Below are 26,999 nucleotides of genomic sequence, written 5' to 3' on the forward strand. Positions count from 1 at the left end.
ATAAATGTTATGCAATACAAACACATCGTAAACTTTTTATTTTATAAAGTTTGCACTATAATAAATAAGGTGTAAATTTTCTGAAAATATTGATCCGACTAATTGGAGGTGTCTCATTTGCTGAAACTAGAGAATGTATCTAAGACGTATAAAGGCGGAAAAAAGGCTGTCAAAAATATTGATTTAGAAATAGCAAAAGGAGAATTTATTTGTTTTATTGGACCGAGTGGCTGTGGTAAGACAACAACCATGAAGATGATTAACCGACTCATCGAACCTTCCTCAGGAAAAATCTTCATCGAGGGAGAAAACATTATGAAAAAAGATCCAGTCCAATTAAGAAGAGAAATTGGCTATGTGATTCAGCAAATTGGACTGTTCCCCCATATGACCATCGCACAAAACATTTCACTTGTTCCGAAGCTGTTAAAATGGCCGGAAGAAAAACGGAAAGAACGGGCACGTGAACTTCTGAAGCTTGTCGACATGGGACCGGAATATTTAGAGCGCTACCCTCATGAACTCAGCGGAGGACAGCAGCAGCGCATCGGTGTTCTTCGCGCACTAGCAGCAGAACCCCCTCTGATCCTCATGGATGAACCGTTTGGCGCACTTGATCCAATCACACGAGATTCATTGCAGGAAGAATTTAAGAAACTGCAAAAAACGTTAAATAAAACCATCGTATTCGTCACACATGACATGGACGAAGCCATTAAACTAGCTGATCGAATTGTGATTTTAAAAGATGGAGAGATTGTCCAAGTAGGTACGCCTGACGATATTCTGCGGAACCCAGCCAATGAATTTGTAGAAGAATTCATCGGAAAAGAACGTCTGCTTCAATCAAATCCGAATATGGAACGTGTAGAACAAATGATGAACACGTCACCAGTCACTATTACAGTTGAAAAAACATTAACAGATGCCATCTACATCATGAGAGAAAAGCGGGTCGATTCCTTGCTTGTAGTAGATGAACATCATGTGCTAAAGGGCTATATCGATATTGAAACAATCGATGCGAACCGCAGAAAAGCAGCTTTCGTCGGTGATATTTTAAATACAGAGTTCTATACCGTACAAGAAGGCGCACTTCTAAGAGACACTGTCCGGAAAATCTTAATACGCGGCATTAAATATGTACCGGTTGTGGATGCAGAAGGGCACTTAAAAGGCATTGTGACACGTGCAAGTCTTGTAGATGTTGTGTACGACTCCATTTGGGGAGACGATACGCCGGCGGCTGTCACTGAAATGAATTAAGGGAGGTGTACACATGGATCAAATCATCGACTTTCTAGAGAAAAATGGTGGGGAACTCCTCACAAAAATGTGGGAGCATTTATATATTTCCTTAATTGCTGTCGTGCTCGGTATTCTTGTTGCCGTTCCTTTAGGCGTGGTTCTCACCCGAATGAAACGAGGCGCAGGTTTTATCATTGGTGTCGTGAATATCTTTCAAACACTCCCTAGTTTAGCGATTCTTGCCTTTTTTATTCCTATTTTGGGGGTTGGGAAAATACCTGCAATCGTTGCTCTCTTTTTCTATTCGGTTTTACCTATTTTAAGAAATACGTATGCCGGGGTTCAAGGTGTGAACAAAAACTTGCTTGAATCCGGTAAAGGAATCGGGATGACAACATGGGAACAAATTCGTCTTGTTGAACTCCCGCTTGCTGTACCGGTCATTATGGCAGGTGTCAGAACGTCAACGATTTATTTGATTGGCTGGACAACACTTGCAGCCTTTATCGGTGGAGGCGGTCTAGGTGACTACATTTTGATTGGACTTCAGCTATATCAGCCTGAATTCATTATTGCGGGTGCGATTCCAGTCACAATTTTAGCAGTCATCATCGACTTATCATTAATGAAGCTAGAGAAAAAAGTAACACCAGAAGGCTTAAAAGGATTGAAGGAAGTTTCATAAGGAGTTGGCTTATGTGAAGAATCGAAAAACAAAATGGATCAGTGCACTGCTTGCCGGATGCTTGCTATTGATAAGCGGCTGTTCACTTCCTGGACTAGCCGGCTCCTCAGGGGGCACGCTGCGAATTGGAGCACAAAATTTTACCGAATCAGAAATTATGGCCTATATGGTTGGCGATATGATCGAACATTACACTGATAAAAAGACGACCATTGTGAAAAACTTAGGCTCCAACACTGTGCAGCAGAAAGCAATGGAAAACGGAGATGTAGACATTTCTGCCACAAGATATTCAGGCACGGATTTAACAAGCACGCTTGGAATGGATGCGGAAAAAGACCCGAAGCGTGCGATGGAAATCGTCCAAAAAGAATTTAAGAAACGCTATGATTACAAATGGTTTAATTCTTATGGATTTGATAATACGTATGCCTTTGCTGTGACGCAAAAGATGGCGAAGGAAAACAAGTTAGAAACGGTCTCTGATTTGAAAAAGAATGCGAAAAATTACCGATTTGGAGTCGATAATATTTGGCTTAAAAAGAAAGGCGACGGCTATGAAGGATTCGTGAAAACATACGGTATTGAATTTGGAAGCACGTATCCGATGCAGATTGGTTTAGTCTATGATGCTCTAAAGAATGAAAAAATGGATATTGTGCTTGCCTATTCAACAGATGGGCGAATCAAAGCCTATAACCTCAAAATCTTAAAAGATGATAAACGGTTCTTCCCGCCATATGATGCATCGCCAGTAGTCCCGGAGAAAGTCTTAAAAGAAAATCCAGGGCTTGATAAGGTGATCAACAGGCTGATCGGAAAAATCGATACAGAACAAATGCAAGAGCTCAACTACCAAGTCGACGGGGAGCTTCAAGAACCAGCAACCGTTGCGAAGAATTTCCTGAAAAAACACAATTACTTTGAGTAAGATTGGGAGGTGTCACGGCTGATGGACACACTGCAGCAATTATGGACGTATTATCAGCAGAACGGGTCATATGTGTTAGAAGAATTTTATCGGCATTTTCTCATGTCGGCGTATGGGGTGTTGTTTGCGGCGATTGTCGGGATTCCAGTAGGCATCTTTGTGGCGCATTACCGCAAACTGAGCAATTGGGTCTTCGCCATTACAAACGTCATTCAAACGATACCGGCATTAGCGATGCTTTCCGTGTTGATGCTTGTATTAGGACTTGGCGCAAATACAGTCATCCTATCACTCTTTCTATATTCGCTTCTGCCGATCATCAGAAACACGTACACAGGCATTGTCAGCATTGAACATGCCTATTTAGAATCAGGTAAAGCGATGGGGATGACGAAATGGCAAGTGCTGAGAATGGTTGAATTACCGCTTGCTTTATCAGTCATTATGGCTGGTTTAAGAACCGCACTGGTCATCGCCATCGGTATTACAGCGATTGGAACATTTGTAGGTGCGGGAGGTCTTGGTGATATCATCATCAGAGGGTCAAACGCCACAAACGGAACAGCCATCATTTTAGCAGGTGCGATTCCAACTGCACTCATGGCTATTATCGCTGACCTTGCCATGGGCTGGCTTGAACGCTATTTAAGCCCGACAAACAAGAAAAAAGAAAGAAAAGCGTTAGCTGAAAAAAACATCACATCTGCTTAATAAACGGTTGAAAAGACAAAACCTCCCTTACATCTGTAAGGGAGGTTGTTTTATGATGATCAGGCAGTTCACAATTTATGATTCAAGTGTGATCCATTCAGTGGACCACTTCGCAATTTCCTCAAAAACGGGTGCAAGTGAACGCCCCATATCTGTTAAAGAATACTCAATGCGCACGGGTGTTTCAGCAAAAACCTCCCGTTTTACAATACCTGCTGCTTCCAGCTCTTTTAATCTCTCAGATAATACTCTTCCGCTTAAATTTGTCAGAGCCGCCTCAATTTCACTAAAGCGCTGCTGACCTGAGAGAAGCTGAAAAACAATCAGTGCCACCCAGCGTTTACTCAATAACTCAACAGCTTTTTCAAACCGCGGGCACATGTCAGATTGATTCATCTTTCTTCACTCCAATCTGAACCTATTATACCGTAAATCTGTCATAAATCGGCGCAAAAAGCTTAAACATTTATGAGGACGAACGGCTGTTTAACATAAATAACAAATAGCGGTTGAGGTCCTCTATTTCTTTTTTTGAAAGAGTCGACCAAATGTCACCATCAAATATTTCGAGATCACCAAGTTCATATTGCGCTGCGGCTTCCTTTATTTTGGATAAAGCAAGATCCTCTCCCCTAAGCTGATGGACAGAAGTGGCTTCCTCAATATAGCCCGCAGCGTGCATCATGTCTTCATAAGGGACCTTTAACGCACCAGCTAGCTTTTTAATCGTAGGAGGCTTCGGAATGCCGCGTTTCCCGTTTTCAATACGAGATATACCGGCAGCGCTGACCTCAGAATACATCGCTAATTGGTTCACTGACAGCTTCTTTTCTTCACGTAATGCTCTTAAATATGCACCAAAGTTCATCAACGCAAAACCTCACATGGTTATAGATTCGATATGTCTATTTTACTTGATTTGTTGACTATTGGCAATAAGTACAGCATGAAAATATTGACATTAGTTAATGGTGGATGTACATTAGGTTTATGCCCCGCTATTTGTTCACCTTTTTTGGTTGATGAGCGTGAGAAAGTATTCATTCAGCTGGCTGATGTCTTGTGCGGAGAGCCTTTCCCATTTGTCCCCGTCAAAAATGGGAAGATGTTCTACATCCTTTTGAAGCGCCGTTTGATAGATTTTTAACATGGACTCATATTTCGGTTTCATTTCATGAACTTGTTCCTGTTCAATATGACCGGCAAGCAGCATTAAATCCTCATAAGGCACCTTCAAGGCGTGTGCTAATTTTTTTATGGTTAAAGGCTTTGGCACACCGCGCTTTCCATTTTCAATACGAGAAATACCAGCAGCGCTTACACCTGAATACATGGCAAGCTGATTGACCGACATTTTTCTATTTTCTCTTAAAATGCGTAATTGTTCACCAAAGTGATTCATGACATCGAACCTCACATTTCAGTATATGACTTATTTTAGTATGATCATTGACCAAAGGAAATAGCAGAGGGGTAAAAGTGTTGACATAAGTTAATGAATCTGCTTGATGTGAGAGCCTTACATGTTGTACATAATGATTCCATAGGAGGTTGTAATGATGGTCGAAAAGATTCAGATCAGGCGGGCTTTTGTCATGCAGTATATGATCGAGAACGATATGTCGTTAAATCAGCTCGCTGATGAAATTGGCATCTCTCCTGCCACACTTAGCAGGGTATTAAATGGTCACCGGAAACCAGGACAGCTTGTCATTGGCAAAATGATTCATTACTTTGATAAAAAATTTGAAGATCTATTTTACTATGAAGATGTTGACAAAAGTCAATAAATAAAATCATCATATCATCATCAAGGAGGAAATGTCATTGAAAAGGACTGGAATGGTCAGACACATTGATTCTCTTGGCAGAATTGTTCTGCCCTCAGAAATGCGCAAGGTACTCAATATTAAAGAAGAGCAGCTGTTAGAAATTTTCATTGAAGATCAAACCATTATGCTGAAAAAATATGATGCAGATAAGAGCTGCCTGCTAACAGGACAAGTGACGAAGTACAACAAAAGCTATGGAAATGGAAGCGTGATGCTGAGTCCTGAAGGAGCTGAACGTTTGTTAGTAGAATTAAAACAGCTATTGAAGGAAGAAGCAACTCATTAAAAATGAGTTTTTAACCGAAAATTGCATATAAAAATGCTGCAATCAGCACTTTGGAACGAAATTGAATCAAAATAACGAATCAAGTCGACAATATATAGGAAATCTTTATTTTGATGTTTCGTGACATGCACCTTGTTTTCATGTAAAATAAAGTTATGTGTACCAGTTTGTCTGGAGGTGTTTTCATGCACGCATTTGTTATCACATTACTCGTAATTGTCAGTATCGCACTTATCATCGTTGTATTACTACAATCAAGTAAAAGTGCTGGACTGTCAGGCGCTATTTCAGGTGGAGCCGAGCAGCTTTTCGGTAAGCAAAAAGCGAGAGGCCTTGACTTGATTCTTCACCGATTAACGGTTATTTTGTCAGTGCTTTTCTTCATCTTAACACTTGCATTGGCATATTTAGGCGTGTAAAGCGCGAGTAACAGAAGGTCTGATCTTTTTTCAGACCTTTTTTTATTATCAGCACTCTTTTGTGTTTGTTTCATACATACAAGTGGAAAATATACACCATATCAGAAGGAAAGGAAGTCACATCATGAAAGTTGTTACACCAAAACCATTTACGTTTAAAGGTGGAGAAAAGGCGGTGCTCCTTCTTCACGGTTTTACTGGGAATACAGCCGATGTTCGAATGCTTGGTCGTTATTTGAACGAAAGAGGTTATACATGCCATGCACCTCAATATAAAGGACACGGTGTGCCGCCAGAAGAGCTTGTCCATACAGGACCGGCTGACTGGTGGAAAGATGTAGAAGAAGGCTATCAATTCTTAAAAGATGAGGGCTATGAGGAGATTGCGGTTTGCGGACTATCCCTCGGAGGAGTTTTTTCATTAAAATTAGGTTACACTGTACCTGTAAAGGGAATTGTACCTATGTGTGCACCTATGTACATAAAAAGTGAGGAAGTCATGTACCAGGGTGTACTAGATTATGCCCGTAACTATAAGAAATTTGAGGGTAAGTCAGAGGACCAAATTGAACAAGAAATGGAAGCGTTCAAGAAAACACCAATGGATACACTGAGGAGCCTGCAAGAACTGATTGCAGATGTCAGAAACAATGTAGACATGATTTATTCACCTACTTTTGTTGTGCAGGCACGTCACGATCATATGATTAATACAGACAGTGCGAATATCATTTATAACGAAGTAGAGACAGATGATAAGCATTTGAAATGGTATGAAGAATCAGGCCATGTCATCACGCTTGATAAAGAGCGGGAGAAGGTTCATCAGGATGTCTATGCATTCTTAGAATCACTTGATTGGTCAATTTAAATATATAGGGGGTTAGAGTGTGCAAAAAGAAGAATTTATGGATGAATTACTCGCTTTTATGAAAGAAGAAGCGTATAAACCGTTAACAGTTCAAGAGCTGGAAGTCATGATGGAGATTACCAATCCTGATGATTATAAAGAGCTCGTCAAAGCACTTGTGACGCTGGAAGATCAAGGACTCATCGTTCGCACGCGCAGCGACCGTTACGGTGTACCAGAAAAAATGAACTTAGTAAAAGGAAAGCTGTCTGCTCATGCAAAAGGATTTGCATTTGTGACGCCTGAAGAGTTTGGACAGGATGATATTTTCATTCCCCCAAATGAGCTGGGCACAGCAATGAATGGCGATACCGTCATGGTACGTGTCAGCCACAAATCAAACGGTACGAAAAAAGAAGGAACTGTCATCCGTATTCTGGAGCGTAATACTCAGACGGTTGTCGGTACCTATACAGAAACGAAAAGCTTTGGCTTTGTCATCCCTGATGATAAAAAAATTACAAACGATATCTTCATTCCGAAATCCGCTAAAAACGGAGCGATCGAAGGTCATAAAGTCGTTGTGACGCTGACAAGCTACCCTGAAGGAAGAATGAGTGCAGAGGGTGAAGTGACAGAAATCCTCGGTCATAAAAATGACCCTGGCATTGATATACTATCAATCATTCATAAACACGGCCTGCCAGGTGAGTTCCCAGAAGAAGCACTTCAGCAGGCAGCAGACACACCGGAAACGATTGATGAAAAAGACCTCGAAGGCAGACGTGATCTTCGCAATGAAACAATTGTGACAATTGACGGTGCCGATGCGAAGGACTTAGATGATGCCGTAACCGTGCAAAAGCTGGATGATGGCAAATATAAGCTTGGCGTGCACATTGCAGACGTTTCTCATTATGTCACAGAGAATTCACCGATTGATCAGGAAGCTTATGAACGTGGAACGAGTGTGTATCTCGTCGACCGCGTCATCCCGATGATTCCGCATCGTTTGTCAAACGGTATTTGTTCATTAAATCCAAAGGTCGATCGTCTCACACTGTCTTGTGAAATGGTCATTGATCGAAACGGGAAAGTCGTCAAACACGAGATTTTCCAAAGTGTGATCAAAACAACAGAGAGAATGACCTATTCCGATGTGAATAAGATTTTAGTCGACCAAGACGAAGAGCTTCTAAACAAATATGAGCCGCTCGTGCCGATGTTCCAAGAGATGGAGAAGCTTGCTGAGATTCTTCGTGACAAACGAATGGAGCGCGGAGCTGTAGACTTTGATTTCAAGGAAGCAAAAGTGCTTGTAGATGATGAAGGTGCTGCGAAAGACGTTGTCATTCGTGAGCGTTCCGTTGCAGAGAAATTAATTGAAGAATTCATGCTTGTTGCAAACGAAACGGTTGCAGAGCATTTCCACTGGATGAATGTTCCGTTCATTTACCGAATTCACGAAGAGCCAAATCCTGAGAAACTTCAGCGCTTTTTAGAGTTTGTGACGACGTTTGGTTACATTGTGAAAGGAACGTCAACGAACATTCACCCGCGTGCACTTCAAAGTGTCCTCGATGCTGTCAGGGATCAACCGGAAGAAGTTGTCATTCAAACTGTGATGCTTCGTTCTATGAAACAGGCGAAGTATGATCCAGAAAGCATTGGCCATTTTGGATTATCAACGGAATTCTATACACACTTCACATCACCGATCCGCCGTTATCCGGATTTAATCGTGCATAGACTGATTAGAACCTATTTGATTCAGAAAAAGACAGATGAAGCAACCCTAGAGAAGTGGGGCCAGCTGCTGCCTGAAATCGCAGATCATGCCTCCACGATGGAGCGCCGCTCAGTTGATGCAGAGCGTGAAACAGATGATCTGAAAAAGGCAGAGTTTATGCTAGATAAAATCGGTGAAGAGTTTGATGGCATGATTAGTTCCGTGACGAACTTTGGATTATTCGTTGAACTGCCGAATACAATAGAAGGTCTTGTCCATGTCAGCTACATGACAGACGACTATTATCGCTTTGATGAACAGCACTTTGCCATGATCGGTGAACGTACAGGGAACGTCTACCGTATCGGTGACGAAATCACTGTCAAAGTCGTGAGTGTTAATAAAGATGAGCATTCCATTGATTTTGAAATCGTCGGGATGAAAGGCACTCGCCGTAAATCACCAAAAGATTTCAAATTTAAAAAACGGACAGATCCACCAGCGAAAAAAGGTGGCGGGGGTCAAAAGGCGTCTGGGGATAAGGCAAAAGATGCTAAAGGCGGCGACTGGTTCACTAACCGTAAGAAGAAGAAAAAGAAAAAACGCGTATTTGAAAACGCACCGAAACAAAAACGCAAAAAGAAAAAGTAACGTGTCAAAAAGCAAATAGGGCATCACGCTCTATTTGCTTTTTGACCACATGGCGTCAGCATTGTCGAAAGCTGGATTGTTTGATAAAATAATCCGTACGATTTGGACCGTGTTTGTGCCAAAAGGAGGGTGTACGCCAATGCCAAAGGGAGAGGGAAAGGTTGTTTCCCAAAACAAAAAAGCAAATCATGATTATTTTATAGAAGAAACATACGAAGCCGGCCTTGTATTACAAGGAACTGAAATCAAATCGATTCGTGCTGGAAAAGTGAATTTAAAAGATTCCTTCGCCAAAATCGAGCGAGGAGAAGTGTTTCTTCACAACATGCATGTGAGCCCATACGAGCAGGGGAACCGTTATAATCATGATCCGCTGAGAACGAGAAAGCTGCTTCTTCATCGCAAGCAAATCAGCAAATTGATTGGTGCGACAAAGGAAGAGGGATACTCACTTGTGCCTCTGAAACTTTATTTGAAAAATGGCTTTGCCAAAGTACTGATCGGAATCGGAAAAGGGAAGAAGAAATACGATAAGCGTGAAGATCTGAAGAAAAAAGATGCAAAACGTGAAATCGAACGTGCCTTCCGCGATCGTCAAAAGCAATTCTAGACTGATGCAGATGGCTTGCTGAGAGCGGAAGCATTATGCTACAATATGTTATGCAGTAAACAACCATCGCTGTTTTGACAGAAACCACCAGTTGTTTCGAGCGATGAGATTGTTATAATAGTTATATACGGAAGCAGTGAAGCTGAACTTCCATCCCGTATATCCCTTTTACAAGGGGACGTTACGGATTCGACAGGGATGGTTCGAGCTTAGGCTGCGAGCCGAGAGGCGATCTCGTTAACACGCACTTAAATGTAACTGGCAAAACTAAAAGTTTTAACCAAAACTTAGCACTAGCTGCCTAATAAGCGCAGCGAGCTCTTCCTGACATCGCCTATGTGTCTGTGAGGAGCCCAATGAAGTAGGCTACGCTTACGTTTCCGTCTGAGGACGTAAGAAGAGATCCATCAGACTAGCTCTCCAAGCGCCCGTCAGCAGGCATGAGGATGAGTGAACACGTAAATATGTTGACTACGCTCGTAGACGCTTAAGTAATCGATGTCTCTGGACGTGGGTTCGACTCCCACCGTCTCCATAAAATTTTTAGAATGCGGTCGTATCAAGGGTTTGAAAGCCCTTGATACGGGATCTGGCAATATGAAAACTGAGATTTAATTTAAAAAGACGCTATCGATAGCGTCTTTTTTTTATGATGAAAAATCCAAATAAGGTTCTTTTTACTAATAATTTGAATGAATAGCTAAATATAACTTTCTTTTGGCCGATGATTAAATGTAGGGATATTTAACTATAATTCCATATATTATTTATTGACTAATTGGAGAATAGCAGAAGATGCAGAGGGAGATCAAGCTAATGTTAAACAAAGGAAAGATGAGATCACTGATTGGAGCTATGGTGATTGGACTACTTATGGTATTCGGCACGGCATGCGGGAACAGTGAAAAGGAAGAGAAAGAATATGTTGAATGGTACGATGAATTCCGCGTCGAAATCGAAGGTGCAATGCTCACATATGCAAAACGTATGATGGAGGTCGAACCTGGAAGCAAAGAATGGTTCAAGTCTGTTAAAAAATCACTAGATGGCTTACAAAAAGTTGTTGATAGTGTAGAAAACAAAAAGAATGTGCCTGCCGCTTATAAAAAAGCGCATGAGTATTTACTCAAAGCAAACGACGGGTATCAATATCTAATTGATGAAACACCAAGCTCTATCAGAACAATGAACGAAGATTCCGTTGGCGCACTGGATACGATTAAGAAAAAGGTTGACTCTGCACTAGATGAAACAAACAAAGCAGATGATGAAGTGAACAAAGTTAGAAAAGACAAAAAAGATAAGAAATGAGGAAACAGACCTTGAAAACAAATAAATCAATCATTGCAACTATCCTTTTAGTATTTGTATTAGCGCTAACAGCAGCGTGTGGTAAAACAGAAACATCAAGTAGCGAGTCACCAAACCAAAAACAAGAAACCGCATCATCAAAAGAAACAAACGCTGAATTGGAAGCATATCTCGTATGGTATGACGATCATATGAATGCACTCGAAGATGAAGCTGCCACATATAACGACCTTATGAGTAACTCAGTTGTTGGAAATAAAAAATGGGAAGCAAAAGTCGAAAAATCCCTCAAGCGTGCTCAAAAGCTGATTGACAAAGGTGATGACAAAGAAGACGTTCCACATAGCTTCAAAAAGGCACATAAGCATGTACTTCGCGCTGGTACTGATTACCAATACATTGTTGACAACACACCTACCATGATTACTGATTATGATATTGACCTTATGGAAGACATCTCAGTCAGCCATGACAACGTAACCGTTGAGATCGGAAATGCAGATAGAGAGCTTGATAAGGTTGTTTATGCGAAACATCTAAGCGGCAGTGAAAAATAAACAAGGAGCAATCAACCACCCAATGGCTATTGATGCCGAACACAGCGGTTATGCCGCTGTGTTTTTTAAGGATTAAGGTTTTTTAGTGAAGTTACCATTAATCTAAAATCTATAGAGAAAGCGGTGTAAAGCGATTTGTCCACATAGATGTATCGAATGACCGCCGAGTCAAATAAAACTTATGGAAACGAATAGACATTGATATTTCTCCTATCATAATAAGCTTCTACCTCAAGTGAAGCAAAAAAGTGAAAAGAGGATAGGTCCTCACGAACAAAAACACCCGATACTTTACAAAAAACCTCCAACCAATTCAAAATCACATCTTCCCATTTTTGACGTCCTCATATATAGTAAGATTAGACTAGTTCTAAATAACTGAAATTGGGGCGTTTACATGGATTCGATTGTTTTACATTTTATTGTGATCATGAGTGTTTCTGGCATTCTGTCCGTGATATTATCAATCATTGCTCATGCGAACCGCCACCGGTATATTGGCTGTCAATTGTTTATGTACATGTCTGGGGCAACTGCGATTTATATCTTTGGGCATACGTTTGAATTATTGGCTCGTACCCCTGGTGAAATCATGTTCTGGGTTTGTTTTCAATACATAGGTCTTCCGTTTATCGCACCGCTCAGTCTGATGATTGTGCTGCAATTTACGGGGTTCCATCAATATTTCACAAAGCGCCGCGTGCTTCTCATCTTATTGATTCCAACTCTCACAACCATTATGGTGTTCACCAACTCTTTTCATTCACTCTTTTATCGAGGCATCACGATGAATCCAGTAGATGGGTTTTTATTGGCTGATTTTACGATTGGCTATTGGTATATCATTCATGGCGTTTATACGTTTGGCTGTTCGATGCTCGCTATTTTTATGCTGCTTTGGTTTTTACGTGTCACAAAAAAAGAATATTTAAAGCAGATTCTGATACTGTTAGTGGGAATGTTATTACCAATTATGACTTCTTTTATTTATTTATTAGGCGTTACACCTCTTCATATTGATCCGGTCCCAGTGGTGATGTTTTTAACCAACGCACTCTATTTATGGGCGATTATGTCGTTCCAGCTCTTTAAGCTGTCTCCCATTGCAATGGAGCGTGTGTTTGAGCATATGTCTGAAGGGGTTCTGATTTTAGATCGATATCGGACACTCGTTGATTACAACCCTGCTGCTGCATCGATCATTCCGGCACTTGAGAATAAAAAGGGAATTGGCTATAAAATCGACGATATTTTCTCAGAAGTCATCAAAGAGTCAGCGTTCATTCAGTGGCTGCGTTCTCCGCAGGATCATTCGCAATATGATTTAATGTGGCAGAAGGAAAAAGACCAGTCCTATTATTATCATCTGACTGCTTCGTCGCTCTTTAATAGAAGAGGAGAGATTGAGGGCAGGCAAATAGTGATCAGTGATGTAACAGAGCAGCGTTTGCTGCAGGAAGAGCTGGAGCGCCGAGCGTATATTGATGGTTTGACGAATATCTTCAATCGTTCTTCTTTCATCGAACGAACGCAGATGATCTTGGAAGAGGATGCGAAGGATACGGCTGTTATGCTGTTTGATATTGATTTCTTTAAACAAATTAACGACACACACGGGCATCATATCGGGGATGAAGCGCTGCGTCATGTTGTCTCTATTTGTCAGGAGCATTTACAAATGGACGATTTATTTGGACGATATGGGGGAGAAGAGTTTGCCATTTGTCTACCGCATCAGTCATTTAAAGAGGCTTGTCATATCGCGGAACAAATAAGACATTCGTTTGAAGCAAGTTTCTTTACAAATGATGAGGAAAAAGTGCGAGTGACAGCGAGCTTTGGAATTGCTCATACAGCCAATGATCCTTGTGTATTAGAAACACTTCTCTTTGAAGCGGATCAGGCCTTATATATGTCAAAACGCCAAGGACGTAATAGGATCTATGCATCAACTGGATCGGACTATATGCTGTATGAAGAGCAGGGTCTTTCGCATTGACTGTTGTCCTGACTTTCGGTAAGATAAACATAACATTTGAACGGTTTCCTAAAGGGGAGTAGCTTTTACGGTTTGGTCGTCATTACAGAAACATCCATTGTTTCTCGGCCATTCCGGCATGAACAATGTTAGCCAGACCTTTGCCTATCACACATGAGGCAAAGGTCTGGCTATTTTTAAGGTCTTTTTACATCTGTGTGATAGGGAAGCGGAACAAATGATGCTTTTAATCCCACAGATGAAAGGATGATCGATCTTGAAAAAATATGTGATGGCTTGCCTATTTTCCGGAACGCTTGTATTAAGCGGTTGCTCCGGCTTGCTTGATCAGGTCAACGATACAACGACATATGTCACTGAGGCAAATGACTATGTGACAGACATTCAGCAATTTACTGAGGAATTTCCAAAGCTCGCTGAAGAGGCTGTGCAAAACGCCGCCAAAAAGGCAGAATTAACGCAGCAGCTTGAATCATTGAAGGCAGATATTCAAGATTTTAATGACGTCACAGCGCCAAAAATGGCAGAAGACTTGCATGCACAAATCATTGAAAAAAATAAAGTGCTGTCGGAAGAGATCCAAACGTATTTACAGCAATTGAAAGCAGGCGATATTGATGTTGCCGCCATACTGGAGGACCAGCAGGGATTGATGAAACAGCTTCAGCAGTCCGTCAATCTTTTGCAGGATATCGAACAACTAACAAACTAGGACAAACACAGCATATCTTTGCCTTTTCCGGTGGAGATATGCTTTAATTTAGGTAAAGACAAGTCATAATGGAAAAAAGGTGATCACATGACAGAACATGAAGAAAGACATATGGCTTCGCCTAGAGCCGAGAAGGAAAAGGACCAATTGATCAATCGCTTGAAACGAGTGGAAGGGCAAGTTCGCGGGATTCAGCAAATGATTGAAAACGATCGTTACTGTATAGATGTTGTCAATCAAATCTCCGCAGTCAATGCGGCTTTGAAAAAGGTCAGCCTTCATTTGATGGAAAAGCATACACATCACTGCGTAGCGGATGCGATTAAGAGCGGCAATGGAGATGAAGCCATTGAAGAGTTAATGACGGTTTTTACGAAACTGACAAAATCGTAGCATTTATATGTTTACAATGATACCCTACTAGGGTATAGTAAGTGTAGAAAATGATTGATGGAGGCGATGAGAAGTGGAACAAGCAACACTTCAAGTGCAGGGCATGTCTTGCGGACATTGCGTGAAAGCAGTCGAAGGAAATGTAGGAGAATTAGCAGGTGTGGAATCTGTGAAAGTCCATTTAGATAAAGGACAGGTGGAGGTTTCATTTCACCCGGATCAAGTCACGTTACACCGTATCTCTGATGTAATTGAAGAACAGGGATATGATGTCGTTTAAATGAACATACGTGCTGCAAAACAGCACGTATTTTTTTCAAAAAAATAATACCCCCATGGAGTATATAGAGAGGTGAGATCAATGAAAAAGGAAATTGACTTTCAAATTACAGGGATGACCTGTGCGGCTTGTGCAGGCCGCATCGAAAAGGGATTGAACAGGCTGGAAGGTGTGAAGGATGCCAGTGTGAATTTGGCGCTTGAAACTTCCCATATCGTCTATGAAACAGAGAAGTTAACCCCAGATGATTTGAAGCGAAAAGTTCAATCTCTTGGCTATGATGTGGTGATGGAGCAAGCAGAATTTGATATAGAGGGAATGACGTGTGCGGCTTGTGCAAACCGAATCGAGAAAAAAATTAACCGGATTGACGGTGTCGATCACGGGTCTGTAAATTTTGCACTTGAGACACTTCAGGTCACATATCATCCGGGTCAAACGTCTACAAATGACATAAAAGATGCGGTGCAGTCTATTGGATATTCTTTAATCGAACCATCCGCAGATCAAGCAGAGGAAGAAAAGAAAGATCACCGCCAAGCAGCAATAGAGAAGCAGACGGCACGCTTTTTATTCTCGATGATTTTGTCACTGCCGCTTCTTTGGGCAATGGTCAGCCATTTTTCTTTCACATCCTTTATTTGGCTGCCAGAAGCGTTTATGAATCCATGGGTACAGCTGGCGTTAGCAGCGCCGGTGCAGTTCATTGTCGGATGGCCCTTTTATGTAGGGGCGTATAAGGCTTTAAGAAATAAAAGTGCCAATATGGATGTTCTTGTCGCTCTTGGGACATCTGCTGCGTTTTTCTATAGTTTATATGAAAGCATTCAGTCAGCGGTTCAAGGCACACATGAGGCAGCCCTCTATTATGAAACAAGTGCTGTCCTCATTACGTTGATCGTGCTCGGAAAATTAATGGAAGCAAGAGCAAAAGGAAGATCATCAGAAGCGATTCAAAAGCTGATGGGCTTACAAGCGAAAGAGGCGGTTATCGAGCGTGATGGCAAACAGATGACTGTGCCTATTTCTGACGTGAAAGTGAATGATCTTGTGTTTGTCAAACCAGGAGAAAAAGTGCCGGTAGATGGAGAGATCATAGAGGGGATAACTGCAATAGATGAGTCTATGATTACAGGAGAAAGTCTGCCTGTTGATAAAACAGCAGGAGATATGGTTATTGGGGCAACGATTAATAAAAATGGATTTATCAAAATGAAAGCGACGAAAGTCGGGAAAGAGACGGCTCTTTCACAGATTATCCGAGTCGTAGAACAAGCGCAGGGCTCAAAAGCACCGATTCAAAGAATGGCAGATCAAATATCAGGGATATTTGTTCCTATTGTTGTAGGAATTGCTGTGCTCACATTCCTGATATGGTTTTTCTTTGTTGACCCAGGAAATGTGACGTCAGCACTTGAAACCTTTATAGCCGTCATTGTCATCGCATGTCCGTGTGCGCTCGGTCTTGCCACACCAACCTCTATTATGGCTGGCAGCGGCCGTGCGGCTGAATCAGGTATTCTGTTTAAAGGCGGAGAGCATTTAGAGGTGACTCAATCACTCGACACGGTGGTGTTAGATAAAACAGGAACTGTGACAAAAGGGGAACCGAGTCTGACAGATGTGCAGGCATATGCTAATTGGACAGAAGATGTTTTGCTTCAGTTAGTAGGATCAGCTGAACAGCAGTCGGAACACCCGCTTGCTAGAGCCATCACAGATGGAATGCAGGAACAAGGTCTTGAAGCGGTCGAGATTGAAGCCTTCCAAGCTGACCCAGGTCATGGGATTGAAGCAAAGGCAGCAGGACACAAGCTTTTGGTTGGAACGCGTAAGCTATTACAGAAACATCAAATCCCATATGATCAAGTCGAAGCATCTGTCACAACGCTGGAGGAGCAAGGAAAAACGGCTATGCTCGTTGCGATTGACGGAGAAGTGGCCGGCATTGTAGCAGTGGCAGATACGATCAAATCATCCTCTCCTCAAGCCATCGCTCGTCTGAAAGAGCAGGGGATTCACGTCGTGATGATGACAGGTGATAACAAGCTGACAGCAGAGGCGATTGCGAAACAGGCGGGCATTGATCATGTCATTGCTGAAGTGCTTCCTGAAGAAAAAGCGGCTCACATTACGGCACTTAAGGAACAAGGAAAAAAAGTCGCCATGGTCGGAGACGGTATCAATGATGCCCCAGCTCTTGCAACAGCGAATATTGGGATGGCTGTGGGGACAGGGACAGACGTTGCCATGGAAGCAGCAGATATTACGCTCATGACGGGAGATCTCCATGCCATTGCAGATGCGCTGGAATTTAGTAAAAAAACAATGAGAAACATTAAACAAAACCTATTTTGGGCGCTTGCCTATAACTGTATTGGGATACCGATTGCTGCATTTGGTTTCCTTGCACCATGGCTTGCAGGAGCGGCAATGGCCTTCAGCTCCGTGTCCGTTGTGCTGAATGCGCTCAGATTGCAGCGATTGAAACCGGTGAGAGAGGGAGTGGCACAATGAAACTGAATGTCAAATGGATTTGGACGATTAGTGCATTGTTCTATGTTGCTCTTGTCCTCATTGGATATGCGATGTACGATCGATTTTCTCCACAACAAGATACACCAAGTGAACAAATGCAAAATCATTAAGACTTCGCCAAAAGCGAAGTCTTTTTTTAACAATATTGTGGAAAAACCCACCTTTTTAAAGATTTTTCATAAAAAATTCACTTCTTTTTGTTCTTTTTTGTCGTTTTTTGTAGGTTCGTCGTTAAGATGCGATTAAGCAACAAAGAAAGCGTTATCAATAAAAGGGGGTTCACGTATGAAAAAGTTAGGGTTAGCTTCTCAAATACTCATTGCACTTGTTCTGGGTGTTGTCGTGGGAGCGCTGTTTTATCAAAATGAAACCGTTATTAATGTGTTAACGCCAATTGGCGATATATTCATCCATTTAATTAAAATGATTGTTCTTCCAATTGTTATTGCTGCATTGATTGTAGCAGTTGCAGGTGTAGGAGATATGAAAACGATCGGAAGACTCGGTGGGAAAACGATTCTTTACTTCGAGATTGTGACAACGATTGCATTAGCAGTTGGACTGCTTGCAGCAAACTTGTTCCATCCTGGTACAGGAATTGATATGAGCAACATGGAGAAAGGCGATATCTCTAAATATGAAGAGACATCTAAGGCTTCTTCTGAAAAAGCGACTTTCTCTGAAACGTTGGTGCATCTTGTACCAACAAACGTTTTCCAATCGATTGCAGAAGGTGATCTATTACCAACCATCTTCTTTACAGTCTTATTCGGATTAGGAATTGCCGCAGTAGGTGACAAAGGAAAACCAGTATTAGGATTCTTCGAGGGTATACTCGAAGCCATGTTCTGGGTGACCAATAAAGTGATGAAGTTTGCACCATTTGGTGTATTCGCTCTCATCAGTGTGACGGTGATCAAATTCGGGGTCGGAGCGCTTCTCCCGCTAGGTAAACTGGTACTTGTCGTTTACGGTACAATGGCATTCTTCGTCATTGTCGTACTTGGCATTATTGCGAAAATGGCTGGAACAAGCGTCTTTACACTATTTAAAGTATTAAAAGAAGAAATTATTCTTGCATTCTCAACAGCAAGTTCAGAAGCTGTACTACCTAGATTAATGGACAAAATGGAGAAGTTCGGCTGCCCGAAAGCGATCACGTCGTTCGTTATTCCAACAGGCTACACCTTTAACTTAGATGGAAGTGCTATCTATCAATCGATTGCTGCGATATTTGTTGCACAAATGTATGGCATGCCACTTTCCATCTATGAGCAAATTACGTTACTATTAATCTTAATGCTGACATCTAAAGGAATGGCTGGTGTACCAGGTGCATCGATCGTTGTTGTCATCACAACTCTTGGTGCTATGGGACTGCCGCTTGAAGGACTAGCCTTCATCGTTGGGATCGACCGTCTTCTTGACATGGTTCGTACAACAGTCAACGTATTTGGTAACTCACTTGCAGCCATTGTCATGTCTAAGTGGGAAAAAGTATTTGATCAAGAGAAATCGAAGAAGTATATTGAGGAATTAAAACAACAAACAAAAGCAGCGTAAAAAAGGAGATCTTTTCAAATGACGAAGCTACAGGACAAGCAAGTTCGAATCGAACGGGACTTTCTAGGTGAAAAGGAAGTAGACACACAAGCATATTATGGAATTCAAACATTACGTGCAGTGGAGAACTTTCCAATTACAGGCTACCGTATTCATGAGGAACTCATCAAAGCATTAGGGATTGTCAAAAAGGCAGCCGCACTTGCAAATATGGATACACAGCGACTATATTCTGGCCTTGGAGAAAAAATTGTTCAAGCCGCAGATGAGGTCATCGAAGGAAAATGGAACAATCAATTTATTGTCGATCCAATTCAAGGCGGGGCTGGCACTTCAATGAATATGAATGCCAATGAAGTCATTGCAAACAGAGCGCTTGAACTACTAGGAAAGGAAAAAGGCGCTTACACTGAGCTAAGTCCAAACACGCATGTGAACATGTCGCAGTCAACAAACGACGTTTTCCCAACAGCGATTCATATTTCAACATTGAATATGATTGAAAAACTACTTTATACGATGGAAAACATGCATCAAGTCATGACTGAAAAAGCGCAGGAATTCGATCATGTCATCAAAATGGGACGTACGCATCTTCAGGACGCTGTTCCAATCAGACTTGGACAAGAGTTTAGTGCATATGCAAAAGTTCTTGCTCGTGATATTAAGCGTATCAAACAGTCTAGACAGCATTTATATGAAGTCAATATGGGTGCAACAGCAGTCGGAACTGGATTGAATGCGGATCCTAAATATATTCGCCAAGTGGTTGGCTATCTATCTGACATTAGCGGATTACCGTTAGTTGGCGCTGAAGACTTAGTCGATGCAACGCAAAATACGGATGCTTATACAGAAGTATCGGCTGCGCTTAAAGTATGTATGATGAACATGTCCAAAATGGCGAACGATATTCGTTTGATGGCTTCAGGTCCAAGAGCGGGCTTTGGTGAGCTGCACTTGCCGCCGAGACAGCCAGGGTCATCCATCATGCCAGGGAAAGTCAACCCAGTTATGCCTGAGGTTATGAACCAAGTGGCATTCCAAGTCATTGGAAATGATCACACAATCTGTCTTGCATCAGAGGCTGGCCAGCTTGAACTGAACGTCATGGAACCAGTGTTAGTGTTCAACTTGCTTCAATCTCTCAGCATGATGAAAAACGTATTCGAGTCCTTCGTGGACAACTGCTTGCGTGACCTAAAAGCAGACGAATCTAGATTAAAAGAATATGTAGAAAAGAGTGCCGGTGTCATGACGGCGGTGAACCCGCACATTGGTTATGAAGCGGCTGCACGAATTGCAAGAGAAGCCATCCTTACAGGCGCATCTGTACGTGAGCTTTGTCTGCAAAATGATGTGTTAACAGAGGAAGAGCTTGATGTCATCTTAAATCCTTTTGAAATGACAAAACCAGGTATTGCTGGCGCATCACTTTTAGAAAAGGATCGTTTAGAAGATTAAGCGGCATCATGAGAAGCGCACACCGGCAAAAATCCCGGTGTGCGCTTTTTCATGGAGGTTTGTTTTTCTTTAGCTCACATAGTATACTATCGTCAATTATTAGGGATGTGACTGCGTTTGAATCTACTGAAAAAATGGCTGAATACAGAGCCTTATTTAATTGTGCTGCTCATTGTGCTAACGCCGATTGGCGGAGAGTTTAAATTTTATCCATTTGAAGACAGCTTTCGGGTCAGCTTTGGAACCGTTGTCTTTTTCTTTATCCTGCTTCAAATGAAAAGATTCCCGGCTTGGGCAAGCGGGATCATTGCGGGAATATCTGTTTTTGCGTTTCGTGTGCTGCTTGATACAGCCGTGACAGGGCATCTTCCGCTGGAAGAGGCGGTTTCATTAAGATTTCCTTCCCTGCTTTATTATGTCGTCTATGGCACACTCTTTTATTTATTGAAGGTGAGACGTTTCCGCGATCAGCCTTGGCTGATTGGAGCGACAGGCATCATCATGGAGCTGTGCGCGAGCGTTGTTGAGATCATCGCACTTCGAGGCACCATGGATGAAATTTTAACAGTGCGGACGCTGTTTCAATTATTTGTTTTGGCGATTTTCAGAAGCTTTTTCGTTTTGGCTTGTTATACAATGATTCGCTTATATGAAGAGCAGGCGAGAGAGCGTCAGATGAAAAAGGAAAAGGAACATTTGCTGATGCTTCTGTCTAACCTTTACACAGAATCTACATATTTTCATAAAACACTCGCACATGCTGAGCACATTACGGCCACATCCTATCAATTGTATCAATCCCTTCATCACGCAAAGGATGCGGAATCATTGGATTTGAAAAAGCTCGGTAAAACCGCCTTGCAGATTGCAGGAGAGGTGCATGAAATCAAAAAGGATAATCAGCGGATTTTTTCTGCCTTATCAAAGCTGATTCATGAGGAAAATTTCCAGGCTTATGAGAGTCCTTCTCATATCGCTGGGCTTGTGATACGCATTCATGAAAATTACGCAGAATCACTTAAAAAAAACATCGTCTTTCATTATGATGAAGATGGGCAGCATCCCGCCTATCACGTGTATACCATTCTATCTTTGTTAAATAACATCGTATCCAACGCTGTTGAAGCCATTCCTGTAGAAGGAGAGGTGTCACTTTCTATTTCACAGAAAGAAAACCAGGTGATTTTTCAAATCAGCGACAACGGACCTGGCATTAAAGAACGTAATCATCATGTTATTTTTAAACCAGGCTTCACTTTGAAATACGACCAGGCTGGGAATCCATCGAGCGGTATTGGGCTTGCCTATGTAAAGGATACAGCGGAGAAGCTTGGCGGAAGTGTCGAAATGAAGAGTATCCCAAATGAACAAACGATTTTCACAATAACGATTCCAGTAGATCAAGTTAGTAGAAAAGAGGGGATTGGGAGATGAGATTTTTTATTGTTGATGATGATGAAGCCGTTCGTTCTTCACTGGCTCAGCTCATTGAAGATGAAGAGCTTGGCATTGTGGCCGGGGAAGCAGAGGATGGCGCAGAGTTAACAGCCAGCTACTTAAATGATTTGCACATTGATATCTTATGTATTGATCTATTGATGCCGGAAAGGGACGGGCTTGAAACGATTCGAGCGATCAAGGATGAGTTTCATGGGAAATACTTAATGCTGTCACAGGTTGAAACAAAGGAATTAATCGGACAGGCGTATACGCTTGGCGTCGAGTATTATGTGACAAAGCCAATCAATCGTGTTGAGGTCTTAAGTGTCTTCCATCTTATGATTGAACGTCTTCATTTGGAGCATTCAATTGAAAATATTCAGCACTCACTCAAATCGGTCATGCAATTTCAACAGCGCGGTCAGACGAAAACGAAGCAGCGGGGGAAAAGTCTTGCAGAGGCAGGTCAGTTTTTGCTGGCGGAGCTTGGTATTGTTGGTGAGAAGGGGTCTAAAGATTTATTAGATATGATTCTGTTTACAGACCAGTATTTAGCGCTGCATGCTGATCATCATGATTCCTTTCCTTCTTTAAAGATCATTTTCACTGGGATTACGGAGGATAAATTAGGTGATCCCTATACATCGGCAGACATCGCAAGAGAAGCAAAGGCAGCCGAACAGCGGGTAAGGCGTGCGATCAACCAATCATTAAAACATATCGCATCACTTGGGCTAACCGATTTTTCCCATCCAACGTTTGAAAATTACGCATCTAAATTTTTCGATTTCACCATCGTTCGAAAGAAAATGAGTGAATTGACCAAAGAGACGAGCGGAAGAGAAGAACACACCCGCATCAATGTGAAGAAATTTGTGCAGGTGCTTTACTACGAAGCAAAACGTATTTTTATGGAAGATTAAAAAAAGACATGCTCTCCAATTAGGGAGACATGTCTTTTTTTGTGATGGATTGCAGGTGCATCTGTAGTATGGAGCGTATAAGCTCAGGCGGTAAACGTTCGGGCTGCACGATTCCATTTAATGCAAGCCCATTGATCATCGCGTAAAGCCGCTCAGTTTCTAATAAAAGATCGATATCATCTAGCAGCAGCCCATCCTCTTTCAATTTCATTAAACAATATTGAACCGTTTGGAAAAGCTCGTCATACATCTTTGCATTGAGCGGCTGTAGATCTGATTCAGTCATCGCCTTGACTGTAAAAGCCTGCCACACCTCCATTTCAAATTTTCTTTCTTCATCAAGTGGAAGAAGCTGCTCCAATAAAGTGATGATATTTTCCTCTGTTGAACCGTTTAATGAAAGCCCTGTAATCCGCTCCTTGACTCTTTCCTGAATTAAATGCATAGAGAATAGAAATAACTCTTGCTGTGTGGAAAAATAATGCCGCATAGAGCCGGCTGAAATTCCAGCTTCTACTGCTATTTTTCGTACAGATGCGTTTTCCAATCCCTCTTGTTTAATCACTCTCATTGCAGCTTGAGCGACCTTTTGTTTTTGTTTATGGTGATCGACGATTTTCGGCATACATTGATTTTAGCATAGCTGTTGTTTTTTTAACACAGTTGTGTTATTTTTTATTTAATACAATTGTATTAAAAAGGATGTGGGAAAATTGGTCGGGTTATTGATTGTGGCATGTGAAATTGGTTTTTGGCTGTTTATTCTAATGGGCTTAACACTGCGTTATGTGTTTAAACAGAAAAAGTGGGGGGCTTTCTTTCTTGTCTGTACGCCGGTTTTGGATTTAATCCTTCTTGCGGCAACTTATATGGATTTAAGACAGGGTGCTGTGGCGAGTGTCATCCACGGGCTTGCGGCTGTTTATATTGGTGTGAGTCTGGCCTTTGGCCATCAAATGGTGAAATGGGCAGATGCCCGGTTTGCTTATCGATTTGCAGGAGGCCCGAAGCCAAAGGGAAAACCAAAGTACGGTAAGGAGCGGTCTGTGTATGAAATGGTCGGCTGGGCGCGGCATTTCATTTCTTATGTCATCGGAGCGGGGCTGTTATATGGATTGACCTATCTCATCCAAGCACCAGAGCGGACGGAAGCGCTGATGCAGCTTGTCAATACATGGGGGATGATCTTAGCTATTGATTTCATCATTAGCATCAGCTACGTCATTTGGCCGAAAAAACATCCAGAAAATATAACAGGCTGACAAAAAAGACAGGCGGATTCACTCCACCTGTCTTTTCTTATGATGACAGCCCTTTGTAAAAGGTGTCTATATTCCATTTCATCATCTTATAGTAGCTGTCTCCATCTTCACCTTTTTTTCCAATAGAGTCAGTGAAGACTTTTCCTTTGATTGGAACCCCGGTTTCCTCAGAGAGGCTTTCAAGGCTGCGTTTATCAACACTTGTTTCAAGAAAGAGAGCAGGAACTTGATGATCTTTCACAAAATGAATGATGCGCTTCATTTGTCCAGGTGTTCCTTCACTTTCTGTGTTGATCTCCCAAATGTAGCCGGCTTTCAGACCATACGCCTCTGCAAAATACTTGAATGCTCCTTCGCTTGTGACAAGGAGCTTTTTGTCTTTTGGCAGCTGATCAAACTTGTCTTTTGCTTCATCGTGAAGCGCTTGAAGCTTTTTCATATAGGCTTCTGCATTCTTTTCGTAATCTTCTTTATGCTCAGGGTCTGCTTGAATGAGCGCATCTCGGGCATTTTGGGCATAAAGGATCCCGTTCTCGACATTCAGCCATGCGTGCGGGTCCTGCTGGCTTTCAAGGCCTTTTGAAGACAAATGCTTCACTTTGACGCCTTTACTCAGCTCGGCTACAGGTGCATCATCCCCGTCCTTGCCACTCGATTCAAGCAGCTTTTGAAACCAGCCGTTCCCTGTTTCAAGGTTCAAGCCATTATATAGAACAAGGTCTGCATCCGTCGTATACTGAACATCCTTTGGCAGTGGGTCAAATTCGTGTGGATCTGTACCAATGGGAACAATGCTGTGAATAGAGACATGCTGCCCGCCTACTTCCTTCACAATGTCATAAAGAATGGAGTAGGTCGTGACAACTTTTAATGTGCCGTCATCTTTACCGGAATTACTTTGCTGGGTAGAACAGCCTGCGATGACCATAAGGGCAATGAATACTGCGGTCAAACGGATTGCAAATACCTTCTTCATATATGTCCTCCTTTTACATAGACGCTTCCTTTTTTAACAGCGTCCGTTTTCGTTTAGATTTTAATGACCTCCATAGAATTCCTTGCTTTGGTGAAAAGACAAAGGCACTGCCGAATAAAATGGTGGCGACCAGCACGATAGAAGCGCCAGATGACAAGTTATACGTAAAACTAAGCCCAAGACCTACGACGGCAGAAACAGCACCAAAAAAAGCAGATAAATAAATCATGATCCATAGCCGGTCCGTTAAGAGATAAGCGGTGGCTGCCGGCGTGATCAGCATGGCAACGACAAGAATAATTCCAACGGTTTGCAGTGATGCAACGGTCACAAGGGTCAATAAGGTCATGAGAAAATAATGAATCATTCGATTCGGCAAACCGTAAACCGAAGAAATCACCGGATCAAATGAACTAATGAGCAGTTCCTTGTAGAAAACGATGACGGCTAGCAAAATAAAAATGCCGATACCAAGTGTAATCCACATATCAGATGACCGAACCGCTAGAACGTTTCCAAATAGAATATGATATAGATCACTTGAACTTTTCAAAAATGTAATCAAAATAATCCCGATTGAGAAAAAGGCTGTGAAGACAATGCCGATGGCAGAATCATTTTTTATGCGGCTGTTTTGACTCACGTAACCGATCCCAATCGCTGTTAACACCCCAGTTAAAACGGCCCCGAAGAAAAAGTTAATTCCCAGCATATAAGAGATGGCGACACCTGGCAGTACGGCGTGTGAAATGGCGTCTCCCATCAGGGCCATGCCGCGTAAAATGATAAAGCAGCCGATAACGCCGCAAATGATGCCTACCATGACAGATGTAAATAGTGCTTTTTGTAAAAAAGCATATTCAAAGAGTCCGGTTAAAAATTCCATTACACGTCTCCTCCTGCTGATTTTAAGAATGGCAATTGTGTTTCATATGCTTCCAGCATGATCTCTGGGCGAAGGATGTCGTGTACAGGCCCTGCTTTGATGAGTTTTTTATTTAACAGAACAAGATGGCTGAAATAATCATCTGCCTTACTCAAATCATGATGGACAACCAAAATGGTTTTCCCTTCATCTCGTAATTCCTTCAAAATGCGAACCATCGTTTCTTCACTTGCCATATCAATCCCGACAAACGGTTCATCCAAACAAAAGAGCTGTGCGTTTTGCGCAAGTGCCCTTGCAAGGAAAACACGCTGCTGCTGACCGCCGGATAACTCACCGATTTGTCTTTTGGCAAAGTCCTGCATCCCGACTTTTTCTAAACAGTGGTACGCATATGCCCGGTCTTCTTTTTTGGGACGTTTTATTAGTCCGAGCTTCGGATATGTTCCAAGTAGTACGGTATCCAGTACATGAATCGGAAACGTCCAATCTAAATCATTTCTCTGCGGTACATAGGCGATCTGTTTTCTGACTTGTTTAAAGGGCTGTTCAAAAAAACGAATATCCCCTTGGTCTTTTTCAATTAAATCCAAACATGCCTTGAGTAACGTCGATTTACCAGCACCATTTGGACCGATGATTCCTGTCATTGTCCCTTCCTGTATGGAAAGAGAGACATTCTCTAATGCATCCTGTCCGTGATATGAGACATGAAGACGGTCGATTGTTAAAGCATTTGACAT

Annotated in this window: 30 protein-coding genes and 1 other RNA gene; 24 read left to right on the plus strand and 7 right to left on the minus strand. The window is 42.0% G+C overall.

Annotated elements, in window-relative coordinates:
- The first annotated feature begins 117 nt into the window (after positions 1–117).
- From ACLGGR_RS08360 to ACLGGR_RS08375, 4 genes are read left to right on the plus strand one after another with little or no spacing between them, the layout of a single operon-like run.
- Positions 118–1,266, plus strand: coding sequence for a betaine/proline/choline family ABC transporter ATP-binding protein (locus ACLGGR_RS08360; protein ID WP_133744561.1), 1,149 nt, complete (start codon positions 118–120; stop codon positions 1,264–1,266).
- Positions 1,267–1,279: 13 nt separating this feature from the next.
- Positions 1,280–1,933 (plus strand): ABC transporter permease, encoded by a 654-nt coding sequence (locus tag ACLGGR_RS08365; RefSeq protein WP_024423488.1) that lies wholly within the window; start codon positions 1,280–1,282, stop codon positions 1,931–1,933.
- Between the two features lie 13 nt (positions 1,934–1,946).
- The gene (locus ACLGGR_RS08370; RefSeq protein ID WP_410972872.1) at positions 1,947–2,864 is read left to right on the plus strand and encodes an osmoprotectant ABC transporter substrate-binding protein; all 918 of its coding nucleotides are present in this window, start codon (positions 1,947–1,949) and stop codon (positions 2,862–2,864) included.
- 21 nt (positions 2,865–2,885) lie between these two features.
- The gene (locus ACLGGR_RS08375) at positions 2,886–3,575 is read left to right on the plus strand and encodes an ABC transporter permease (RefSeq protein ID WP_142945215.1); all 690 of its coding nucleotides are present in this window, start codon (positions 2,886–2,888) and stop codon (positions 3,573–3,575) included.
- 75 nt (positions 3,576–3,650) lie between these two features.
- On the opposite strand, the gene catR is transcribed toward ACLGGR_RS08375, so the two are convergent.
- The 3 genes from catR to ACLGGR_RS08390 form a co-directional block, all read right to left on the minus strand.
- Complete coding sequence (gene catR / locus ACLGGR_RS08380; RefSeq protein ID WP_142945214.1) at positions 3,651–3,971, minus strand: catDE operon transcriptional regulator CatR; 321 nt, start codon at positions 3,969–3,971, stop codon at positions 3,651–3,653.
- 70 nt (positions 3,972–4,041) lie between these two features.
- Positions 4,042–4,443, minus strand: coding sequence for a helix-turn-helix domain-containing protein (locus ACLGGR_RS08385; RefSeq protein ID WP_323648958.1), 402 nt, complete (start codon positions 4,441–4,443; stop codon positions 4,042–4,044).
- Positions 4,444–4,581: 138 nt separating this feature from the next.
- Positions 4,582–4,977 carry a helix-turn-helix domain-containing protein gene (locus tag ACLGGR_RS08390; RefSeq protein ID WP_034280928.1) on the minus strand — a complete coding sequence of 132 codons (396 nt, stop codon included), beginning with the start codon at positions 4,975–4,977 and terminating at the stop codon, positions 4,582–4,584.
- 154 nt (positions 4,978–5,131) lie between these two features.
- Here ACLGGR_RS08390 and ACLGGR_RS08395 point away from each other — a divergent pair, with 154 nt between their 5' ends.
- From ACLGGR_RS08395 to ACLGGR_RS08485, 19 genes are all read left to right on the plus strand, one after another.
- A complete protein-coding gene (locus ACLGGR_RS08395; protein WP_008347669.1) occupies positions 5,132–5,365 on the plus strand; it encodes a helix-turn-helix domain-containing protein in 234 nt (77 codons plus the stop codon).
- Between the two features lie 37 nt (positions 5,366–5,402).
- The gene (locus tag ACLGGR_RS08400) at positions 5,403–5,693 is read left to right on the plus strand and encodes an AbrB/MazE/SpoVT family DNA-binding domain-containing protein (RefSeq protein ID WP_024426058.1); all 291 of its coding nucleotides are present in this window, start codon (positions 5,403–5,405) and stop codon (positions 5,691–5,693) included.
- A gap of 185 nt (positions 5,694–5,878) precedes the next feature.
- Positions 5,879–6,112 (plus strand): preprotein translocase subunit SecG, encoded by a 234-nt coding sequence (gene secG / locus ACLGGR_RS08405; RefSeq protein WP_003212746.1) that lies wholly within the window; start codon positions 5,879–5,881, stop codon positions 6,110–6,112.
- Positions 6,113–6,236: 124 nt separating this feature from the next.
- Complete coding sequence (locus ACLGGR_RS08410; protein ID WP_024423480.1) at positions 6,237–6,983, plus strand: alpha/beta hydrolase; 747 nt, start codon at positions 6,237–6,239, stop codon at positions 6,981–6,983.
- Positions 6,984–7,002: 19 nt separating this feature from the next.
- A complete protein-coding gene (gene rnr, locus ACLGGR_RS08415; protein WP_410972873.1) occupies positions 7,003–9,342 on the plus strand; it encodes a ribonuclease R in 2,340 nt (779 codons plus the stop codon).
- Positions 9,343–9,481: 139 nt separating this feature from the next.
- Positions 9,482–9,952 carry an SsrA-binding protein SmpB gene (smpB, locus tag ACLGGR_RS08420; protein WP_012011279.1) on the plus strand — a complete coding sequence of 157 codons (471 nt, stop codon included), beginning with the start codon at positions 9,482–9,484 and terminating at the stop codon, positions 9,950–9,952.
- A 174-nt stretch (positions 9,953–10,126) separates the two neighbouring features.
- Positions 10,127–10,490: a transfer-messenger RNA gene (ssrA, locus tag ACLGGR_RS08425) on the plus strand.
- 278 nt (positions 10,491–10,768) lie between these two features.
- A complete protein-coding gene (locus tag ACLGGR_RS08430) occupies positions 10,769–11,263 on the plus strand; it encodes a hypothetical protein (RefSeq protein ID WP_410972874.1) in 495 nt (164 codons plus the stop codon).
- 11 nt (positions 11,264–11,274) lie between these two features.
- On the plus strand, positions 11,275–11,820 hold the full coding sequence (locus ACLGGR_RS08435) for a hypothetical protein (protein WP_410972875.1): 546 nt from the start codon (positions 11,275–11,277) through the stop codon (positions 11,818–11,820).
- Positions 11,821–12,217: 397 nt separating this feature from the next.
- Positions 12,218–13,819, plus strand: a complete 1,602-nt coding sequence (locus ACLGGR_RS08440; RefSeq protein ID WP_410972876.1) for a histidine kinase N-terminal 7TM domain-containing diguanylate cyclase — start codon at positions 12,218–12,220, stop codon at positions 13,817–13,819.
- 256 nt (positions 13,820–14,075) lie between these two features.
- The gene (locus tag ACLGGR_RS08445) at positions 14,076–14,531 is read left to right on the plus strand and encodes a DUF6376 family protein (RefSeq protein ID WP_142945207.1); all 456 of its coding nucleotides are present in this window, start codon (positions 14,076–14,078) and stop codon (positions 14,529–14,531) included.
- Positions 14,532–14,618: 87 nt separating this feature from the next.
- A complete protein-coding gene (locus ACLGGR_RS08450) occupies positions 14,619–14,924 on the plus strand; it encodes a metal-sensing transcriptional repressor (protein ID WP_012011272.1) in 306 nt (101 codons plus the stop codon).
- 73 nt (positions 14,925–14,997) lie between these two features.
- Positions 14,998–15,204, plus strand: a complete 207-nt coding sequence (copZ, locus tag ACLGGR_RS08455; RefSeq protein ID WP_024423475.1) for a copper chaperone CopZ — start codon at positions 14,998–15,000, stop codon at positions 15,202–15,204.
- Between the two features lie 81 nt (positions 15,205–15,285).
- Positions 15,286–17,721: a heavy metal translocating P-type ATPase gene (locus ACLGGR_RS08460; RefSeq protein ID WP_410972877.1), complete on the plus strand. Its 2,436-nt coding sequence runs from the start codon at positions 15,286–15,288 to the stop codon at positions 17,719–17,721.
- The gene (locus ACLGGR_RS08465; protein ID WP_342490968.1) at positions 17,718–17,852 is read left to right on the plus strand and encodes a hypothetical protein; all 135 of its coding nucleotides are present in this window, start codon (positions 17,718–17,720) and stop codon (positions 17,850–17,852) included. Before ACLGGR_RS08460 ends, ACLGGR_RS08465 begins: the two co-directional genes overlap by 4 nt.
- 175 nt (positions 17,853–18,027) lie before the next feature.
- A complete protein-coding gene (locus ACLGGR_RS08470) occupies positions 18,028–19,305 on the plus strand; it encodes a cation:dicarboxylate symporter family transporter (RefSeq protein ID WP_024426051.1) in 1,278 nt (425 codons plus the stop codon).
- A gap of 18 nt (positions 19,306–19,323) precedes the next feature.
- Complete coding sequence (gene aspA / locus ACLGGR_RS08475; RefSeq protein ID WP_024426050.1) at positions 19,324–20,769, plus strand: aspartate ammonia-lyase; 1,446 nt, start codon at positions 19,324–19,326, stop codon at positions 20,767–20,769.
- Positions 20,770–20,886: 117 nt separating this feature from the next.
- Complete coding sequence (locus ACLGGR_RS08480; protein WP_142945204.1) at positions 20,887–22,203, plus strand: ATP-binding protein; 1,317 nt, start codon at positions 20,887–20,889, stop codon at positions 22,201–22,203.
- Positions 22,200–23,132, plus strand: a complete 933-nt coding sequence (locus ACLGGR_RS08485; RefSeq protein WP_410972878.1) for a response regulator — start codon at positions 22,200–22,202, stop codon at positions 23,130–23,132. The genes ACLGGR_RS08480 and ACLGGR_RS08485 overlap by 4 nt, the downstream gene beginning before the upstream one ends.
- Before the next feature lie 19 nt (positions 23,133–23,151).
- Here the strand turns inward: ACLGGR_RS08485 and ACLGGR_RS08490 are convergent, their stop codons facing one another.
- Positions 23,152–23,757: a TetR/AcrR family transcriptional regulator gene (locus ACLGGR_RS08490; RefSeq protein ID WP_410972879.1), complete on the minus strand. Its 606-nt coding sequence runs from the start codon at positions 23,755–23,757 to the stop codon at positions 23,152–23,154.
- Between the two features lie 88 nt (positions 23,758–23,845).
- On the opposite strand from ACLGGR_RS08490, the gene ACLGGR_RS08495 reads away from it, so the two are divergent.
- On the plus strand, positions 23,846–24,394 hold the full coding sequence (locus tag ACLGGR_RS08495) for a hypothetical protein (protein WP_410972880.1): 549 nt from the start codon (positions 23,846–23,848) through the stop codon (positions 24,392–24,394).
- A 37-nt stretch (positions 24,395–24,431) separates the two neighbouring features.
- Here the strand turns inward: ACLGGR_RS08495 and ACLGGR_RS08500 are convergent, their stop codons facing one another.
- From ACLGGR_RS08500 to ACLGGR_RS08510, 3 genes are read right to left on the minus strand one after another with little or no spacing between them, the layout of a single operon-like run.
- Complete coding sequence (locus ACLGGR_RS08500) at positions 24,432–25,370, minus strand: metal ABC transporter solute-binding protein, Zn/Mn family (RefSeq protein WP_410972881.1); 939 nt, start codon at positions 25,368–25,370, stop codon at positions 24,432–24,434.
- Between the two features lie 13 nt (positions 25,371–25,383).
- Positions 25,384–26,256, minus strand: coding sequence for a metal ABC transporter permease (locus ACLGGR_RS08505; protein ID WP_251215912.1), 873 nt, complete (start codon positions 26,254–26,256; stop codon positions 25,384–25,386).
- Positions 26,256–26,999, minus strand: coding sequence for a metal ABC transporter ATP-binding protein (locus tag ACLGGR_RS08510; RefSeq protein ID WP_024423467.1), 744 nt, complete (start codon positions 26,997–26,999; stop codon positions 26,256–26,258). The genes ACLGGR_RS08505 and ACLGGR_RS08510 overlap by 1 nt, the downstream gene beginning before the upstream one ends.

The sequence above is a fragment of the Bacillus sp. BD48 genome (genome assembly GCF_046566805.1).
In the GTDB taxonomy this organism is placed as follows: domain Bacteria; phylum Bacillota; class Bacilli; order Bacillales; family Bacillaceae; genus Bacillus; species Bacillus safensis.

What these genes read in the sequence shown, in the direction of transcription:
- ACLGGR_RS08365 (WP_024423488.1), top strand. Translation starts at nt 1,280, where the DNA reads ATGGATCAAATCATCGACTTTCTAGAGAAAAATGGTGGGGAACTCCTC.
- ACLGGR_RS08375 (WP_142945215.1), top strand. Translation starts at nt 2,886, where the DNA reads ATGGACACACTGCAGCAATTATGGACGTATTATCAGCAGAACGGGTCA.
- catR (WP_142945214.1), bottom strand. Translation starts at nt 3,971, where the DNA reads ATGAATCAATCTGACATGTGCCCGCGGTTTGAAAAAGCTGTTGAGTTA.
- ACLGGR_RS08385 (WP_323648958.1), bottom strand. Translation starts at nt 4,443, where the DNA reads ATGAACTTTGGTGCATATTTAAGAGCATTACGTGAAGAAAAGAAGCTG.
- ACLGGR_RS08390 (WP_034280928.1), bottom strand. Translation starts at nt 4,977, where the DNA reads ATGAATCACTTTGGTGAACAATTACGCATTTTAAGAGAAAATAGAAAA.
- ACLGGR_RS08395 (WP_008347669.1), top strand. Translation starts at nt 5,132, where the DNA reads ATGATGGTCGAAAAGATTCAGATCAGGCGGGCTTTTGTCATGCAGTAT.
- secG (WP_003212746.1), top strand. Translation starts at nt 5,879, where the DNA reads ATGCACGCATTTGTTATCACATTACTCGTAATTGTCAGTATCGCACTT.
- ACLGGR_RS08410 (WP_024423480.1), top strand. Translation starts at nt 6,237, where the DNA reads ATGAAAGTTGTTACACCAAAACCATTTACGTTTAAAGGTGGAGAAAAG.
- smpB (WP_012011279.1), top strand. Translation starts at nt 9,482, where the DNA reads ATGCCAAAGGGAGAGGGAAAGGTTGTTTCCCAAAACAAAAAAGCAAAT.
- ACLGGR_RS08430 (WP_410972874.1), top strand. Translation starts at nt 10,769, where the DNA reads ATGTTAAACAAAGGAAAGATGAGATCACTGATTGGAGCTATGGTGATT.
- ACLGGR_RS08440 (WP_410972876.1), top strand. Translation starts at nt 12,218, where the DNA reads ATGGATTCGATTGTTTTACATTTTATTGTGATCATGAGTGTTTCTGGC.
- ACLGGR_RS08450 (WP_012011272.1), top strand. Translation starts at nt 14,619, where the DNA reads ATGACAGAACATGAAGAAAGACATATGGCTTCGCCTAGAGCCGAGAAG.
- ACLGGR_RS08460 (WP_410972877.1), top strand. Translation starts at nt 15,286, where the DNA reads ATGAAAAAGGAAATTGACTTTCAAATTACAGGGATGACCTGTGCGGCT.
- ACLGGR_RS08465 (WP_342490968.1), top strand. Translation starts at nt 17,718, where the DNA reads ATGAAACTGAATGTCAAATGGATTTGGACGATTAGTGCATTGTTCTAT.
- ACLGGR_RS08470 (WP_024426051.1), top strand. Translation starts at nt 18,028, where the DNA reads ATGAAAAAGTTAGGGTTAGCTTCTCAAATACTCATTGCACTTGTTCTG.
- aspA (WP_024426050.1), top strand. Translation starts at nt 19,324, where the DNA reads ATGACGAAGCTACAGGACAAGCAAGTTCGAATCGAACGGGACTTTCTA.
- ACLGGR_RS08485 (WP_410972878.1), top strand. Translation starts at nt 22,200, where the DNA reads ATGAGATTTTTTATTGTTGATGATGATGAAGCCGTTCGTTCTTCACTG.
- ACLGGR_RS08490 (WP_410972879.1), bottom strand. Translation starts at nt 23,757, where the DNA reads ATGCCGAAAATCGTCGATCACCATAAACAAAAACAAAAGGTCGCTCAA.
- ACLGGR_RS08500 (WP_410972881.1), bottom strand. Translation starts at nt 25,370, where the DNA reads ATGAAGAAGGTATTTGCAATCCGTTTGACCGCAGTATTCATTGCCCTT.
- ACLGGR_RS08505 (WP_251215912.1), bottom strand. Translation starts at nt 26,256, where the DNA reads ATGGAATTTTTAACCGGACTCTTTGAATATGCTTTTTTACAAAAAGCA.
- ACLGGR_RS08510 (WP_024423467.1), bottom strand. Translation starts at nt 26,999, where the DNA reads ATGTCAAATGCTTTAACAATCGACCGTCTTCATGTCTCATATCACGGA.